This window comes from Arthrobacter sp. zg-Y1219, from assembly GCF_030125545.1.
Classification (GTDB): domain Bacteria; phylum Actinomycetota; class Actinomycetes; order Actinomycetales; family Micrococcaceae; genus Arthrobacter_B.
Genome location: NZ_JASKLY010000014.1, coordinates 40,554 through 55,515, shown reverse-complemented (window position 1 = coordinate 55,515; position 14,962 = coordinate 40,554). Strand labels below are relative to the sequence as shown.

Genomic DNA, 14,962 nt, shown 5'->3' with positions numbered 1-14,962 from the left:
CCCTGCAAAACGGCCCCTGCAGGAGTTACCACCGGGCGTCACATAGAATGAACCTGCAGCCTCTCAAGGGCCCCGCTCGTGATCCCTAGACACGTTAGGTTTTGGTTCAACAAGTGCAAGTAGTGAGCATCAGCAGTCTAAAGGGCGGCGTGGGCAAGACTTCCGTAACGCTTGGACTGGCATCGGCTGCACTGGCAGCAGGAATTCCCACCCTCGTTGTGGACCTGGACCCGCACGCCGACGCCACCACGGGCCTGGGAGCGACTGCAGCCGGCAAACCCGGGATCGGCGAGATGCTCAAGAATTCCCGACGCGCCCAGCTGGCGGACAATGTGGTCTCCAGCGGCTGGGTCGCCAACGACCGCCGCACCCGGACAGGCGATTCCAAGCGCCGGCCCGTTCTCGACGTCGCCATGGGCTCCGCCTTTTCCGGCATCTATGACCGCCCGGACCTCGGCAGGCGCGACCTCAAACGGCTCTCCACGCTTCTCTCCCGTGTCAGCGGCTACGGTCTGGTCCTCATTGACTGCCCGCCCTCACTCAACGGCCTCACCCGCATTGCCTGGACCGCCAGCAACCGGGTGGCTCTCGTCGCCGAGCCCGCGCTGTTTTCCGTGGCCGGCACCGAACGGACGATGCGCGCCCTGGACCTTTTCCGCAAGGAATTTGCCCCCAATCTTGCCCCGGCCGGGATCATCGCCAACCGGGTCCGCTCCGGCTCCAACGAGCACGCCTTCCGGCTGGGTGAGATGAATCAGATGTTCGGCGACCTGTTGCTCAGCCCCACGATTGCCGAGCAGGCCAACTGGCAGCAGATTCAGGGTGCGGCCCATTCGGTGCACCACTGGCCCGGCGAGTCGGCCAAGCAGGCCGCCGCCACCTTCGACTCCCTGCTGAAGAACCTGGTGGGAAGCGGCAGCGTCCGCAACCGGGTCATCCCCCGCGCCAGCTAGCAGCCCATAAAAAACTGCAGGCACCGGAATCCGCTGCCTGCAGTTGAAGTATGGTGTCTGGCTGATGAAGCATGGTGCGTGCCTAGCTGATCTTGCGGGCAATCCGCCGCTGGCTCAGTTCATCTCCGGGAAAGGTCTGGTCGCCTACGCGCTCGCTCGGCAGCTGGGCGAGGCTCCCTTCAACTTCGCGCCAGACACGTCCGACGGCGATCCCGAAAACGCCCTGCCCGCCCTGGACCAGATCTATCACTTCGTCCGCGGAGGTGCACTCGTACACGCTGGCACCGTCGCTCATCAGCGTGATCTGGGCCAGATCCTCGACTCCACGCTCGCGCAGGTGTTCAACGGCCGTGCGGATCTGCTGCAGCGAAACCCCCGTGTCCAAGAGGCGTTTGACGACCTTGAGGACCAGGATGTCGCGGAAGCCGTAGAGCCGCTGCGTGCCGGAACCCGAGGCCCCGCGCACGGCCGGCTCCACCAGCCCGGTGCGGGCCCAGTAATCCAACTGACGGTAAGTGATTCCTGCCGCCTTGCAGGCTGTTGGACCGCGGTAGCCGGCGTCCTCGTCGAGAACGGGAAGATCCTCGGTGAACAGCAAGCCCTGGGCTCCGGGAACCTTACCCGGCGCAGCGGCGTGGATGTGCTCGCCGGCATCGCCTTTCGGACTCACTTGTGCCTCCTAGTAGCGGTTCCCGAGGGGGGATCGGCACGGAATCAAGGGGCCAGGAACGACTCCCTTCAGTTTCCCCCGCAAAACCTCCCAGGGGAAGGGACTGATCCTGTAAGGACCGGCCCCGGAAAGGACATGCCCTGGAAAGGACTTGCGGAGAACCGTGCAGTGGGAACTCTATGCTTCGACGTTAGATCTGACCCGGGCCAAGGTCAAAGACGCAGGGCCTTTTTCTGCAGGCGTGTCGAATCAGCGCTCAAAGTCCTCGGGCTCGACGTCGGCCAGGAATTCGCGGAACTGCCGCAGCTCCTGTTCGGCATTCTCCTGGTCTGCGTCATCGTCTTCGTCCTCGTCGGCTTCCGCAATCCGGACGCCCGCTTCGTCCAGTACTGCGTCGGCACAGAGGATGGGGCACGGCGCCCTCAGGGCCACCGCTATCGCATCCGAGGCGCGCGAGCTGACGGTGACTCCATTGTCGAAAACCAGCTCGGCATAGAAGACCGTGTCCTCGACGGACACCAGCCGCACCTCGCTGACGCTGCGGCCCAGGGCAGCCACCACTGAAGCCAACAGGTCGTGTGTCATGGGCCGGGGCGGCACGATGCCCTGCTGGACAAAGGCGATGGCGCTGGCTTCCGGAGCACCGATCCAGATGGGCAGATGACGTTCGCCGTTCAGTTCCTTGAGCAGGACCAGCGGCTGGTTGGACGGCAGCTCGATCCGGACACCGACCACTTCGACTTCACGCATGCTCCTCAGCCTTCCATTCGTGCGATATGCCCGTTGACCAGGGCACTGTGCAGGTTCAGGCACAGATCACTGATCTCTCGCGCCGTCTCGGCTGCCCGCGCCTTGGAGGAGACGTCGCGCCGCGAAGCCAGCGGTGCCACCACACTCTCCACCAGCCCCAGCTCCCGGTCCGCCGCGGCTCGGAACGGGCGCAGATGCCGGGGTTCAATCCCGTGGGCCTGGAGCTTGGCGCACGCCTTCGCAATCTTGAGTGCATGTTCGTCGAAGGCACCCTGCTCCGCACCGTTGTCGGCGGAGGCAATCAGTCCGTAACCGGCGAGGTTTCGCACCAGATCGGCCGAGGCACCGGATTCCCGGACCAGCTCGGCGAATGTCAGGGCGCGGGCGAACGTGCGGGCGGACAACTCCCCCGCCAGCTGCTCGGACACGGCCCGCGGCGTCAGCGACATTCCTCCGGGCAACGATTCGGGACGCTCGCCCCGGTCGATGGCATCCAGGTAGTCCTTGATGATTTTCAGCGGCAGGTACTGGTCCCGCTGCAGCGCCAGGACGAACCGCAACCGCTCGACGTCGGCCGAGGTGTATTTCCGGTAGCCTGCCGCGGTCCGCTGCGGAGTGACCAGGCCCTTTTCCTCGAGGAACCGGATTTTGGAGGCGCTGATCCCGGGGAAATCGGCGCTGAGTTCACTGAGGACCTCACCGATATTGAGCACACGGCCGCGCAGGCGCTCGTTCCCCGTACCCAGGGTCCGCCTGACGGGCTGTGATGCTGACATACCTAGTACCTATTCCTCAGTAATCCCGTGGACATCCGGCAGGAGCCTCCGGCCGGAGATTTTCTTACGCGCGGGCAGCTGTCGGCCGCGCAGCGTAGAAGGTCAGTCGGAACTTGCCGATCCGGACCTCATTGCCCGTTCGCAGCAGCAGCGTGTCTACGCGGTCGTTGTTAACGTACGTGCCGTTCAGACTCATGGAGTCCACCACACGGAAGCCGTCGGCGGTCCGCCGGAACTCCACATGCTTGCGGGACACCGTTACATCATCCAGGAACACATCCGCATTCGGATGGCGCCCAGCAGTGGTCACATCCTGGTCCAGAAGGAACCGTGCACCGCTGTTGGGCCCGGAGTGGGCGATCAACAGCGCCGACCCGGCGGGCAGCGCCGCCACGGCAGCCCGCTCATCTGAACTGAGCTTGGGCTCCATCGACGTTGCGTCGCTCTGAGGCGGCAGGCTGATCGATGTGGTGTCCTCCGCGCCCAACTCACGCCGCTGTTCGGCCTGTCCGGCGTTGTAGTCCTCGCGCGCCATTCTGTTACATCCTCCCCAAAAGATGCGGCCAACCACTCGTGATTTTGGCTGGCCGCACAGTTCCTGCTGACAAATCTTGCCGTACCGGCTGTCCTAGCCTACCTGTTGGAGGGCAATCCCGGCACTGAGGGTTTTACGCCGTTTGCCGGCCGGGCCGCGGAGAACAGGTAGGCGGCCGAAGGAGCTACGGGAAAATACTTTAAAATCAGGGTTGGCTGCCGTGGCTGGGGCTTTTGCTGCTGCGGACCAGGGGCGAGGCGTCAGCAGCGGAACCGCCACGCCGGTCGAGCCGACGGCCCGAGCCTTACCCGGACACGGTGCCGGAAAAGAGTATGGCCGGCACCGAAGGCAGCATTCCCTGGCTTATCTCCATGCGCTGCAGGTCTCCGCGCAGGTTGGCTGCCTCCAGCAGTGCGGCAGTGTCCCGGTTCCAGCGACAGCCGCGGTCCAGTCTCGCCGCCAGCGGCGAGACTGCTGACTGCAGGGCGCGCTTCAGGGTTCCGGGCGGGGCCGCGACATGCTCGGCAAAGACCGCCCGGCCGCCGGGCCGGAGGATGCGGCGAACTTCGGCAAGCACCGCCGCGGGGTCACGCACCGAACAGAGGACGGCGGTGCCCAGCACGGCATCCACGCTCGCCGAACCCAGCGGAATGGCTTCGGCGAACGAGGAAAGTGCCGGAGTACGGTAGCCGCGAGCTTCCGCTCTGGCATCAAGCTCGGCTCGGGAGGCCTCATCCGGCTCAAGCCCGATCCAGTCCACGTCCGCGGCCAGGCTGTCGAAATTGGCACCCGTGCCGGCGCCGATCTCCAGCACCCGGCCGTGCAGGGTGCCCACCAGACGGGCGCTGAGCTGCTCAAATTCCTGATAGCGAATCGTGGTCACAGGGGTGACCGTACCTCCTCCCCCGCGGCGGGACCAGCGGGCCGCCCCACCCGGCAGATGCGGGCGCAGGCACCACCGCCGGCTCCGGGCCGGCTCCGGCTGCGCAATCCCCGCGAGATGGCACTAAAGGCTCTTCTCAGCGCTCAGAGAAGCACTTACTGCCATCTCGCGGGGAATGGTGCGCGATCAGGCCGCGGGAGACCGGTAATGCTTGTTTGCTGCCTCCACGACGGGGCGGCGGGGGTGCGCCGACCGGAGCTCGGCATCTTCGCCGAAGCCGTCCGGGTACCAGCTCGGTCCGTCGGTGATGTGCTCCAGGGCTCCGCGTGCAACCCTCTCGGGATCGGAGGAACGCACGCCGGGGGCATCAAATTCGAATCCGTGCCGCTCCATGGCGGGCGTGCGGGTGAGGCCCAGGCAGAGCTCCAGAACGTCAACGTTGTACGGGCGCATCTCCATCCACAGTGCCTCGGCGAAGTTGTGCACAAACGCCTTGGCCGCTGAGTAGAAGCCCATTCCAGCGGTGCCGGCAAAGCCGCTGAGTGAGCCGGTGAGCATAATGCCGCCCCGACGCCGTTCCTGCATCGGCAGGCCGAAGTGCCGGACGAGCGCGAGGGTCACGGTGATGTTCAGGTCGATAACCATCTGGGCGCGGTCTGCTTCGGACGTCACGATCTCGCCGCCGTAAGTGTTGGCACCCGCGTTGGACACCAGCAGGCCGACCTCACGGTCGCCGAGCTGCTCAGCGATTGACTCCACGGCTCCGGGCGCGAGCAGGTCCTGCTCGATGGCGAGCACTTCGACGTCGTAAGCGGCGCGGACCGACTCCGCCACCTCCGCGAGGGGACCGGGCTTGCGCGCAACAAGCGCCACGTTGAGGCCGCGCTCGGCCAGCTGGTGCGCCAGTGCGGCGCCGACTCCCTCAGAGCCCCCGGCAATCAGTGCCCAGGGTCCGTACTTCTCGAATCCGCTCATCCCACGTTCCTTTCGTGCCGGTCAAGCGCTTGTTTGCATCTTGAGCCACTAGTGATATTAGATACGCTAAAGGGCATTCGAAGGGGAAACACTCATGAGTCCACTGACCGAGATCGCCGCACTGCGGGATCGTATCCAGCATCTTGAAGACCACAGGGAGATCCTCGGGGTGCTTGCCGCCTACGGCCCCGCCGTCGACTCCGGCAGCGCGGACGAGGTGGCCGGGCTGTGGACGCAGGACGGCAGCTACACCTACAGCCTCGGCGACGGCGACGCGACACTCACCGGCGCCGACGATTTCCGCAGGATGGTCCACGGACCCTCCCACCAGGCGATTATTACGGGCGGGTCGAGCCATTTTATGGGCATCCCGGACATCCGGATCGAGGCTGACACCGCCGTCGCCACCGGATACTCCATGCTCGTGCGGCACCGCGACGGCGCGGAGCCCGGATACTACGTGGACCGCCTCTCCGCGAACCGCTGGGAGCTGGCGCGAACCGAAGCCGGCTGGAAGGTCACCACGCGCACCAACTCGCTGCTGGACGGCCGGACCGCCTCCCGCGAAATGCTCGCCAACGCAGGGAGCGCAGCCCAGTGACCACCGAATACGACTCTGCAGAGACCGAGTTGAGCGCCGCGGCCGACCCGCTGTTCCGCGAACTCACCGTCCGCTCCCTTCACCTGCGCAACCGGATCGTCATGTCTCCGATGACCCGCACGTATTCTCCCGGCGGCGTGCCGGGCGAGGACGTGGCTCGGTATTACCGCCGCCGCGCCGAGGGCGGCACCGGACTGATCATCACCGAGGGTGTCGCCATCGACCATTCAGCGTCGGTCGACCACGCATCGGTGCCCAACATGTTCGCTTCCAGCGCGCTGGACGGCTGGCGCTCCGTGGTGGACGGCGTGCACGAGGCAGGCGGACGCATCATCCCGCAGCTTTGGCACGTCGGCCCGCTGTGGGGTGCGATGGGCGGAAGCGCGGGAGTCACCCCGATGCGGCCCTCCGGCCTCTGGGGCACCCCCGGAATCACCAACTACTCCGCCGAGTACGTGCGCGCCTCGGAACCGGTCACCCGTGCCATGACCACTGCCGACATTGAGAGCGTCATCGCCGCGTTCCGCGTCGCCGCACGCAGCGCCGTCGACGCCGGGTTTGACGGGATCGCACTGCACGGCGGTCACGGCTATCTCCTGGACGCATTCCTGTGGGCCGATACGAACCGCCGCGATGACGAGTGGGGCGGCGACCCCGAACGCCGCGCCGCTTTCCCCGCCGCAGTGGTCCGCGCCATCCGCGAAGAGATCGGCGAGGAGCTGCCCATCTTCTTCCGTTTTTCGCAGCACAAGCAGCAGGACTTCGGCGCACGCCTGGCCGACACCCCGGAAGAGCTCGGCGCGCTGCTGCGTCCGCTCGTGGCAGCCGGTGTCGACGTCCTCGATGCCAGCGCACGCCGCTTCCAGGCCCCGGCCTTCGAGGGAAGCGACCTGAGCCTGGCCGGCTGGGCCAAGCAGCTCACCGGCGCGCGCACGATGGCAGTGGGCAGCGTCGGCATCGGGTCGGCGCTCAAGGACCGGCGCAGCAGCGGAAACCCCATTCTGGACAACCGCGCGGAGCTCACGCAGCGTCTGGGCGCCGATGAGTTCGACCTCATCGCGATCGGGCGGCTGCACCTGGCCGACGCCGACATCGTGCAGACCCTGCGCGACGGGCGGCCGCTGCCCCAGTACGACTATGCGAAGCACGAATCGTCACTGCTGTAGCGCCGGCCGCAGCGGTTCGCAGTCAGGTGCTCCTGGCCCGCGGCCCGGGCACCCGAACCGGCGTCGGAACCGGCGTTGAGCCTGGAGCCGGGGTCAACGATTTGAGGGGCCGGAAGACCAGCTGGAAGCCGTCCTCGAGTTCAAGCCGGCGGACGGAGACGCCGTAGACCGGTTCCAGGTGCTCCGGCGCCAGGACCTCATCCGGCGTGCCCGCGGCTGCCACCCGGCCCGCTTCCAGCAGCAGGATCCGGTCGCAGTAACGTGCCGCAAGGTTCAGATCATGCAGGACAACGATGACGGTCCGCTCCTCCCGCACGGCCAGGGACCGGACCAGGTCGAGCACCTCGTGCTGGTAACGCACGTCCAGGTGGTTGGTCGGTTCATCCAGCAGAAGATGCGTCGTCTCCTGGGCCAGGGCACGGGCGATGAGCACCCGCTGGCGCTCACCGCCCGACAGGCTGTCGAACGCCTCACCGGCCAGCTGGAGCGCACCCACCTGGGCCAGAGCCGAGGCCGCTATCTGCTCGTCGGCGGGGCCCCTGCGACCGAACCCGGAGCGGTGCGGGGTCCGGCCGAGCAGCACCATGTCCGACACCAGCAGGGGCAGGTCAGCCGAAACCTCCTGCACGACGACGGCGACCCGCCGGGCGATTTCGCGCGCCGACAGCGACGTAAGTTCCGCCCCGTCAATCAGCACCGTTCCGATATTGCCCGCGAGCGAGGCGTACAGGGTGCGCAGCAGCGTGGTCTTGCCGGACCCGTTGGGCCCGACGAGACCAAGGACCTGCCCGTGCGGAGCGTCAAAATCGACAGCCTCCAGCACTGCACGGTCGCCGAATGCGAAGCCCACCCCGCTGGCGGAAATCACTGCTGAAACCGCTCCACAATGCGGGCAAGGCCGTCAATCACCAACGGACTCGACGGCTCAGTGAAATTGAAGGGCTGCACGAGGATCTGGTCCTCTCGGACGGCGCCGATCGCGCCGGCTCCGTTCAGTCCGGTGACCGATTCCTTCACCTTCACCGGATCCCCGTCGGAATAGAGCAGAACCAGGACGTCCGGATTGCGGCCGACCAGTTCCTCGGCGGTCACTTCGAAGACGCGTTCCTCGACGTCGGCAAAGACGTCGGTGAATCCGGCCGCCTCGAGCTGCGGGTGGGCCATGGACGACGTTCCATAGGCGTACGGAACGCCCCCGCCGATCGTCGGATACAGGACGGCGGCTGTGCGTTTCTCATTGGGATCGACGTCCGCCAGCACCTCGGACAGCTGCGTTTCAAGGCGCGTCACGGCGGCCTCGGCTTCCTCCGGGACGTCGAAGATGCTGCCGTAGGTGCGCATCTGCTCAAAGATGCCGTCAAAGGACGGGTCTGCCGGCGGCACGGGGCACAGTCCGGGTTCCTCCATCAGCGGGATGCCGGCAGCCGCCAGGGAGTCCCGGCTGACGTTGGCTGCCTCCCCCAGGACGATCTGCGGCAGCTGTGCCAGGACGGCTTCCTTGGAAATCTGCAGATGTCCGGAGGCATCCAATTCGTCGCTGAGCATCGGGATCTGCTCCAGCTCAGCCCATGTCTTGTCGTCGTAGTAGCCGCGGGGGTAGGCGCCGGCGCGCGCAGTGATGACGTCGTCGAGCACTCCAAGCTCGTGCAGGTACGGCACCGCGGCGGACCTCAGCAGCACTCCCCGTTCCGGCCGCTGCTCGAAGACGACTTCCGTGCCGCAGTTCTCGACAGTGACCGGGTAATTTCCGCCGGCAGCGGCGGCAGGCACGTTTCCGCCTTGGTCCTCCGCGGCGCAGCCGGACAGGCCGATCGTCACTACGACCGCCGTGACGAGGGTACCGGCGCGGGTGCTGAGGGAACGGGACATGGTGCCTCTTCTGGTGCTGGTGGGTTGCTGGGTCATGCAGCGGGACGCATTCGGCGAACGAGCCAGAGCAGGAACGGAGCCCCCAGCATTGCGGTCACGATGCCGACGGGCAGTTCGCGCGGTTGCAGCAGCATGCGCGAGAGCAGATCGGCCCAAAGGAGGAAGACCGAGCCCAGCAGGGCGGCGGCCGGAATGGACCAGGCATGAGCGGCCCCCACAAGGCGGCGGGCCAGATGGGGAATGACGAGGCCGACGAATCCGATGCTGCCGGCAGCTGCCACGATGAAGCCCGTACACAGGGATACGAGGACGAGCAGCTGGGTTCGGAACCGTGTCGGCCGCACGCCCAGAGCCAACGCTGTTTCGTCGCCGATGGCCAGGGCATCCAGCCGGCGCGCCCACAGGACCAGAATTGCAGTCGTGAACGCAATGACGGCCCCCAGGGCGGCCAGCGGTGTCCCCCACTGTGACAGGGCGAGGGAACCGAGCAGCCAAAACATCACCGAGCGGGCGCCCTCGGCCGAGCCGGAGGTAAAGATCAGGAAGCTGGTGAGGGCGGACAGTGCGTATCCGGCCGCGACTCCGGCCAGCAGCAGGCGGACCGAAGTAATCCGGCCGGCGGCGCGCGCCACAACAAAGACCAGCAGTGACGCTGCGAGCGCACCGATGAAGGCGCTGCCGGCCAGGGCATGCTGCCCCAGGCCGGCTCCGAAACCGAACAGGATGGTTGCCGCGGCGCCGGCGGAAGCACCTGAATTGATGCCGAGCAGATAGGGGTCGGCGAGCATGTTGCGGACCATGGCCTGCAGGGCCGCGCCGCAGACGGCCAGCCCGGCGCCTACTGCCACGCCCATGAGTACGCGGGGCAGGCGCACATCCCAGACGATGACATCGGCAACGGAGCCTGCCCCGGCCGCACCGGCATCGGTCAGGTGGCTCCACACCACCCGCAGCACGTCGCGCGGTTCAATCCATACCGGGCCGATGGCCACGCCGAGGACCATGCTGACCAGGAGCGCGGCGGCCAGGGCCGCGATGAGCACCGTGTTGTTCCGCCGGCGTTTCCCCCGCCGCAGTGGATCGGGGCCAAGCAACGGTGCCGTGCGGATAACTTTGGACACACTCACCCCTCATGACGACCACCTTGACCTCCGAGCCTACGCAACTACGCCGTGGATCCGCCTGCGCCGCGACATATCGTGATGCACCCCACACGCGACCGGCGGTCGACGGGCTTCAGCTGCCCGTGCGGAGGCAACTGATGTGCGAACCGCCGTCCGGATCTCTCAGCGGTCCCCCGGGGCATCAAGCGGATGGTTGCTGACCGTGTTCCGGTTCCGCCTTGGCCAGCTGGATGTGCACGGCGTTCTCGCCGGCCGTCATCCCGGTGGGCTCGTAGTACGGGATGCTGCCGTCCGGGCCGGCAATGTCGTCCAGCAGCCGTTCACCGCTGCCGAGCAGGGTCGGAATGACGGCGAGGTGGATCCTGTCGATAAGCCCTGCCCGCAGGTACTGGCGGATCGTGCTGATTCCCCCGCCAATCCATACGTCCTTGCCCTCTGCTGCGGCCAGCGCCCGCTGCCGGGCCTCCTCAATTCCGCCGGTGACAAAGTGGAACGTGGTGCCGCCGTCCATTTCCACTGGCTCCCGCGGGTGGTTCGTCAGCACGAACACGGGGTGGTGGTAGGGAGGGTCCTCTCCCCACCACCCGTTCCAGGTCTCCTCACCGGCCCACGGCCCGCGCACCGGTCCGAACATGTTCCTGCCCATAATGGAGGCGCCGATGTCAGTGAACTGGGCGCGGACGAAGCCATCGTCAATGCCTTCGCCGCGGCCGTCCATTCCGAAACGGTCAGCGAACGTGCGCGTGGCGAATATCCAGTCGTGGAGCGGTTCCGCCCCGACGCCAAGGGGATTGGCCAGGCTCTGGTCCGGGCCGGCACCGTACCCGTCGAGTGACATCGAAAATCCGTCGATCCGCAGCATTTGGTTCATGATGCTTCCTTTCCGGGGCGCGGCAGTCCCAGCTGTTCCTGCTTCAGGAGTGCACCCGGTAGAGAATCGGGTGCGGCACTACACCGGCCGCGCTGAAGGTCGCCAGCACGAAGTACCGAAAGGAGCGTTTGAACATCAGCGCAGGCAGCACCTGCCGCAGGGTGTCCCAGCGGCAGTGATTGATGATGGGGAACGGAGAGTGGCTTGCCTCGTCGGGAAGGATGACCGTCGAGTTGTCCAGGCCGGTCTCCTGTTCGAACCAGCCAGCCGTGTACTGCCAGGCGTCGAGCGTCGCGTGCGCACTGGGACCGGTAAAGAAGTTGAAGAGGAACACGCCCCCGGACCGGGGATCGACCGGGCCCATCCTGCGGACGTTGGAACCGGCGATGACCAGCCGGACCGAGTTCGAAGCCGCGGGGTTCTCCGCGGTGATGTCGTCGGCGATCTCCCGGGCGCGGGCCGGCGAGTCGGTTTCCACCAGGAGGACGACGTCGTACGCCGCAGCGCCGCCCTGCCCCTCCCGCGGTTGGCCCGGCGGACGCACGAGCCCCGCGAACACCGTCGCTGAACGGACCTCAGGTGCTCCCCGCAGAGTCTCGGCCCGGCCGGACAGCCTCGCCAGCGCCCGCTTGCGTTCCGCACCCCGCCTCGGCAGGGGAATTTTCCAGGCCCCGGTGGAGACCGCCAGAATCACGAACCCGGCGGAGGATGGCTCAATCAGCGATACCTTGCGGGCGACGCCCCTCAGCGGTTTTCCGGATGCTCCCACGTCACCGTTCATGGTGCCCTCCCACCGCGCGCACCGGGAATGCCGGCCGCGCTCCGTTCCATTGCTTGGACCGGGACAGTACGGCACGCGGGATCCGGAGTCGAGCGTACGGGCGCCGGGTGGGCGGCGGAAGAACTTCTTTGCCGGCACGACGGCGTTCCGCGGGGTGCCTCCCCCGAGCTCAGCCGCCCTGTTTGACGCTGAGAACCAGGAGGCGGTCGTCCCCGGCCCCCGGGGTGCCGCGGCCGTCGGTGTTGTTGGTGAGAATCCAGAGCCTGCCGTCGGGGGCGGTGACGGCGTCCCGGAGCCGCCCGTACTCGCCGGTCAGGTGTTCGGCTGAGCTGCCGAGGTCATCCAGGGGCACCTCCCGCAGCCGTTCCCCGCGGAGGTTCGTGATGAAGATTGCCCCGCCCGCAACCGCTATGCCGCTGGGGCTGGCCTCCCCCGGCTCCCACTGCTGCACCGGGTCGGTGAATCCGTCCTCGCCGGCCATCCCTTCGACCTCGGGCCAGCCGTAGTTCCCGCCGGGCCGAATCACATTCAATTCATCCCAGGTGTTCTGCCCGAATTCACTGGCGTAAAGGGTGCCGGCGCTGTCCCAGGCGATGCCCTGCGGGTTGCGGTGTCCATAACTGTAGACAAGGGACCCGGGGAACGGGTTGTCTTCCGGAGCATCGCCATCCGGGGTCATTCGCAGAATCTTGCCCGAAAGCGCGTCAAGGTCCTGTGCGCTGCCGCGTCCGCCGGCGTCTCCGGTGGCGGCGTACAGCATGCCGTCGGGCCCGAACGCTATCCGGCCGCCGTTGTGGATGGGGCCGGACGGAATGCCGTCCAAAACGGTCTCGGCGGGACCCAGTGCCAGCGAGCCGGATCCGCCGGTCAGCTCGCGGCGCTCAATGCGGTTCTCGCCGCCCGCGGTGAAGTAGGCGTAGAGAAACCCGTCCCGCACGGTTATGCCAAGGAGCCCGCCTTCTCCACGCCCGGCGGCATCATCGATCACCGCCACCTCGCGGGCCGCTCCCGCATGGTCGAGTTCCAGGATCCGGCCGGAGTCGCGTTCGCTGAGCAGCGGAACTCCCTCGTGGAAGGCGATCGCCCAGGGTGCGTCGAGGCCGGCGGCGAGGACCTCGGGTTCGCCGAGTTCCGCGGCGCCGAGGGACGACCCCGGCGAAGCGGACGCGGAGGTCCGCTCCCCGGGGCCGTCAGGTTCGGCGGTGCAGCCGGGCAGCGCCGTGAAGGCGAGGGCCGCGGCCGCCAAGCCCGCCATCCGGCGTCGTCGTTTCCTTCTGGGGCCCATGTGCCGGACCTCCGTCTCCTAGGCCGCTGATGCTCCCGGTTTGGTTGCCTGCAGAGCTGCGTGGGCGCCCGCCCGCCGGCCGCTGAAGAAGCAATCGGCCAGCGAAAGACCGCTGATGTAGCTGTTCGAGCACACGCCCACCGCGTTGCGTCCGGCGGCATACAGGCCGTGAATCGGTGTCCCGTCCTCCCGTTTTACAAGCCCTGATGCTCCGTCGACAATAAGGCCCCCGAGCGTCAGGCCCGGGATGGGCAGGAAGGGTGAGGAGTCGTCCGAGATGTTGAAGGCGCGGAAGGGCGGCTTCAGGATCGGCTGGCAGAGCTCCGGGGCCTTGTGCGCGGGGTCGCCCTGGCCGGAGGCTATGCCGGCGTTGTACACATCGACGCTTTTCTGCAGCCCGTCCGGGTCCACGCCGATCTTCGCCGCGAGCGCGCTGACGGTCCTGGCCGTTTTGTGCCCGAGCGCAAACAGGTAGATCACCTGCAGCTTCTGGAAGATCTGGGTCTGCGACCAGAACTGGCGCCGCGCTTTGTCCCAGCTCACGGCGTCGTACACCGCCCAGCCCTTGCCGCCAAAGTTCCGCATCATCACATCCCCGTGCGTTGCGCCGTACAGGTCCTCGTTCTGGATCCGCTGTCCGTCCAGGCCCACGGTGATGCCCTCGATAAAGGCACTGGGCGGTGACAGGAACCGCCACGCGGTGACGTTGCCCATCCGTGCCACGTCTCCCCCGGCGGTCACACCGAGGGTGATGCCGGCGCCGTCGTCGGCGGGCGTGCCCAGCGGCGAGATTTTCGTGAACTGCGGAGCGTACTTCGCCACCCACTCCTTGTTGTAAATGAACCCTCCGGCGGCCAGGATGACGGCGGGGGCCCGCACCTCCCGCGCCTCCGCCCCGCCGTCCCACAGCCGCTCTATTTTTGTCACCGTCTTCTTGACCAGGTCGGGGGCAAAGTTGCCGATCTTCCCGGAGCGCCTGGTCAGCTTGCGATGCTCCGCAGCGTTCGGATGGGACTCGTCCAGCACTCGGTACTTCAAGCCGACGACGGCGCCGTCCTCGATGATCAGATCGGTCACCTGGGCCAGCGGAATGAAAGTGACCCCCTTGCGCACCGCTGACTCGGCAAGTTTTGTCCACAGCACTTTGCCGGAGGCCAGACCCTTCGCGACCGTTCGGTGGCCGCGCGGTGCCGGCCGGGCGGACTCGTTGTACGGGTAGGCCTTTTCGTTGCCGGAGTAGTACAGGTAGTGCCGGTCGGTGGGGTAGGACGTTTTGTAGGAAGGAACGCTTCCCGCGAAGGATGCGCCCTGCTTCTCGAGCCAGGTGATCATCCCCGGGCTCTGTTCGCAGAACCGGCGCAGGGTGGACTCGTCGACGGCGTCGCGTGCCTCCTGCCTGAGGTAGGCGTACAGGTTCTCCGGGTCGTCGTCGTAGCCGGCTTCGCGCTGCTGTGCCGTGCCGCCGCCGGCGTACACCACACCGCCGGACAGCGCACTCGCGCCGCCGCCGTAGGCACGGTCCAGAACCAGGACCCGCGCCCCGTTGTCAGCGGCCTCGATCGTCGCCGCTGCGCCGGCACCGCCGAATCCCACCACGACGACGTCGAACCGGTCAGTGTTGCTGCCTGCTGCGTTCACTGCTTCTCCTCATTGAGATGTGCGGTTCAGCGCTCTGGCTGCCACCGGGAACAAGATTGTGACAGAGTATGCCTTAAAGAGCGGC

General features: G+C 67.0%; 16 protein-coding genes. 3 read left to right on the top strand and 13 right to left on the bottom strand.

The window, feature by feature from the left end:
* Window positions 1–113: 113 nt before the first annotated feature.
* Window positions 114–953: a ParA family protein gene (locus QNO00_RS11570; protein ID WP_284024609.1), complete on the top strand. Its 840-nt coding sequence runs from the start codon at window positions 114–116 to the stop codon at window positions 951–953.
* Window positions 954–1,035: 82 nt separating this feature from the next.
* Here QNO00_RS11570 and QNO00_RS11565 read toward each other — a convergent pair whose 3' ends face one another.
* From QNO00_RS11565 to QNO00_RS11540, 6 genes are all read right to left on the bottom strand, one after another.
* Window positions 1,036–1,623 (bottom strand): MerR family transcriptional regulator, encoded by a 588-nt coding sequence (locus tag QNO00_RS11565; protein WP_284015990.1) that lies wholly within the window; start codon window positions 1,621–1,623, stop codon window positions 1,036–1,038.
* A gap of 249 nt (window positions 1,624–1,872) precedes the next feature.
* Window positions 1,873–2,373: a bifunctional nuclease family protein gene (locus QNO00_RS11560; protein WP_229967025.1), complete on the bottom strand. Its 501-nt coding sequence runs from the start codon at window positions 2,371–2,373 to the stop codon at window positions 1,873–1,875.
* A 5-nt stretch (window positions 2,374–2,378) separates the two neighbouring features.
* Entirely contained in the window at window positions 2,379–3,149 is a 771-nt protein-coding gene (gene ftsR / locus QNO00_RS11555) for a transcriptional regulator FtsR (RefSeq protein ID WP_284024608.1), read from the bottom strand.
* Between the two features lie 64 nt (window positions 3,150–3,213).
* Entirely contained in the window at window positions 3,214–3,684 is a 471-nt protein-coding gene (locus QNO00_RS11550; RefSeq protein WP_229967029.1) for an FHA domain-containing protein, read from the bottom strand.
* Window positions 3,685–3,988: 304 nt separating this feature from the next.
* Window positions 3,989–4,567: a class I SAM-dependent methyltransferase gene (locus QNO00_RS11545; protein ID WP_229967031.1), complete on the bottom strand. Its 579-nt coding sequence runs from the start codon at window positions 4,565–4,567 to the stop codon at window positions 3,989–3,991.
* Window positions 4,568–4,753: 186 nt separating this feature from the next.
* Window positions 4,754–5,542, bottom strand: coding sequence for an SDR family NAD(P)-dependent oxidoreductase (locus tag QNO00_RS11540; RefSeq protein WP_284024607.1), 789 nt, complete (start codon window positions 5,540–5,542; stop codon window positions 4,754–4,756).
* A 94-nt stretch (window positions 5,543–5,636) separates the two neighbouring features.
* Between QNO00_RS11540 and QNO00_RS11535 the strand changes: the two genes are divergently transcribed.
* Together QNO00_RS11535 and QNO00_RS11530 are read left to right on the top strand one after the other, a co-directional pair.
* Window positions 5,637–6,143 (top strand): nuclear transport factor 2 family protein, encoded by a 507-nt coding sequence (locus tag QNO00_RS11535; RefSeq protein ID WP_229967035.1) that lies wholly within the window; start codon window positions 5,637–5,639, stop codon window positions 6,141–6,143.
* Window positions 6,140–7,309, top strand: coding sequence for an oxidoreductase (locus tag QNO00_RS11530; RefSeq protein WP_229967037.1), 1,170 nt, complete (start codon window positions 6,140–6,142; stop codon window positions 7,307–7,309). Before QNO00_RS11535 ends, QNO00_RS11530 begins: the two co-directional genes overlap by 4 nt.
* 22 nt (window positions 7,310–7,331) lie before the next feature.
* On the opposite strand, the gene QNO00_RS11525 is transcribed toward QNO00_RS11530, so the two are convergent.
* The 7 genes from QNO00_RS11525 to QNO00_RS11495 all read right to left on the bottom strand — a co-directional run bounded on the left by QNO00_RS11525 (window position 7,332) and on the right by QNO00_RS11495 (window position 14,877).
* Entirely contained in the window at window positions 7,332–8,177 is an 846-nt protein-coding gene (locus QNO00_RS11525; RefSeq protein WP_284024606.1) for an ABC transporter ATP-binding protein, read from the bottom strand.
* Window positions 8,174–9,178: an ABC transporter substrate-binding protein gene (locus tag QNO00_RS11520; RefSeq protein ID WP_284024605.1), complete on the bottom strand. Its 1,005-nt coding sequence runs from the start codon at window positions 9,176–9,178 to the stop codon at window positions 8,174–8,176. The genes QNO00_RS11525 and QNO00_RS11520 overlap by 4 nt, the downstream gene beginning before the upstream one ends.
* A gap of 32 nt (window positions 9,179–9,210) precedes the next feature.
* Entirely contained in the window at window positions 9,211–10,305 is a 1,095-nt protein-coding gene (locus tag QNO00_RS11515) for a FecCD family ABC transporter permease (protein ID WP_349643483.1), read from the bottom strand.
* Between the two features lie 178 nt (window positions 10,306–10,483).
* On the bottom strand, window positions 10,484–11,173 hold the full coding sequence (locus QNO00_RS11510; RefSeq protein WP_284024604.1) for a dihydrofolate reductase family protein: 690 nt from the start codon (window positions 11,171–11,173) through the stop codon (window positions 10,484–10,486).
* A gap of 43 nt (window positions 11,174–11,216) precedes the next feature.
* The gene (locus QNO00_RS11505) at window positions 11,217–11,954 is read right to left on the bottom strand and encodes a hypothetical protein (protein WP_284024603.1); all 738 of its coding nucleotides are present in this window, start codon (window positions 11,952–11,954) and stop codon (window positions 11,217–11,219) included.
* A gap of 169 nt (window positions 11,955–12,123) precedes the next feature.
* A complete protein-coding gene (locus QNO00_RS11500; RefSeq protein ID WP_284024602.1) occupies window positions 12,124–13,209 on the bottom strand; it encodes a PQQ-dependent sugar dehydrogenase in 1,086 nt (361 codons plus the stop codon).
* Between the two features lie 48 nt (window positions 13,210–13,257).
* Window positions 13,258–14,877: an FAD-binding protein gene (locus QNO00_RS11495; RefSeq protein ID WP_284024601.1), complete on the bottom strand. Its 1,620-nt coding sequence runs from the start codon at window positions 14,875–14,877 to the stop codon at window positions 13,258–13,260.
* Window positions 14,878–14,962 lie beyond the last annotated feature (85 nt).

Bases quoted from the DNA above. Each gene is read 5' to 3' on its own strand.
- ftsR (WP_284024608.1), bottom strand. From the start codon at position 3,149: ATGTCAGCATCACAGCCCGTCAGGCGGACCCTGGGTACGGGGAACGAG.
- QNO00_RS11550 (WP_229967029.1), bottom strand. From the start codon at position 3,684: ATGGCGCGCGAGGACTACAACGCCGGACAGGCCGAACAGCGGCGTGAG.
- QNO00_RS11520 (WP_284024605.1), bottom strand. From the start codon at position 9,178: ATGTCCCGTTCCCTCAGCACCCGCGCCGGTACCCTCGTCACGGCGGTC.
- QNO00_RS11540 (WP_284024607.1), bottom strand. From the start codon at position 5,542: ATGAGCGGATTCGAGAAGTACGGACCCTGGGCACTGATTGCCGGGGGC.
- QNO00_RS11505 (WP_284024603.1), bottom strand. From the start codon at position 11,954: ATGAACGGTGACGTGGGAGCATCCGGAAAACCGCTGAGGGGCGTCGCC.
- QNO00_RS11560 (WP_229967025.1), bottom strand. From the start codon at position 2,373: ATGCGTGAAGTCGAAGTGGTCGGTGTCCGGATCGAGCTGCCGTCCAAC.
- QNO00_RS11510 (WP_284024604.1), bottom strand. From the start codon at position 11,173: ATGAACCAAATGCTGCGGATCGACGGATTTTCGATGTCACTCGACGGG.
- QNO00_RS11535 (WP_229967035.1), top strand. From the start codon at position 5,637: ATGAGTCCACTGACCGAGATCGCCGCACTGCGGGATCGTATCCAGCAT.
- QNO00_RS11500 (WP_284024602.1), bottom strand. From the start codon at position 13,209: ATGGCGGGCTTGGCGGCCGCGGCCCTCGCCTTCACGGCGCTGCCCGGC.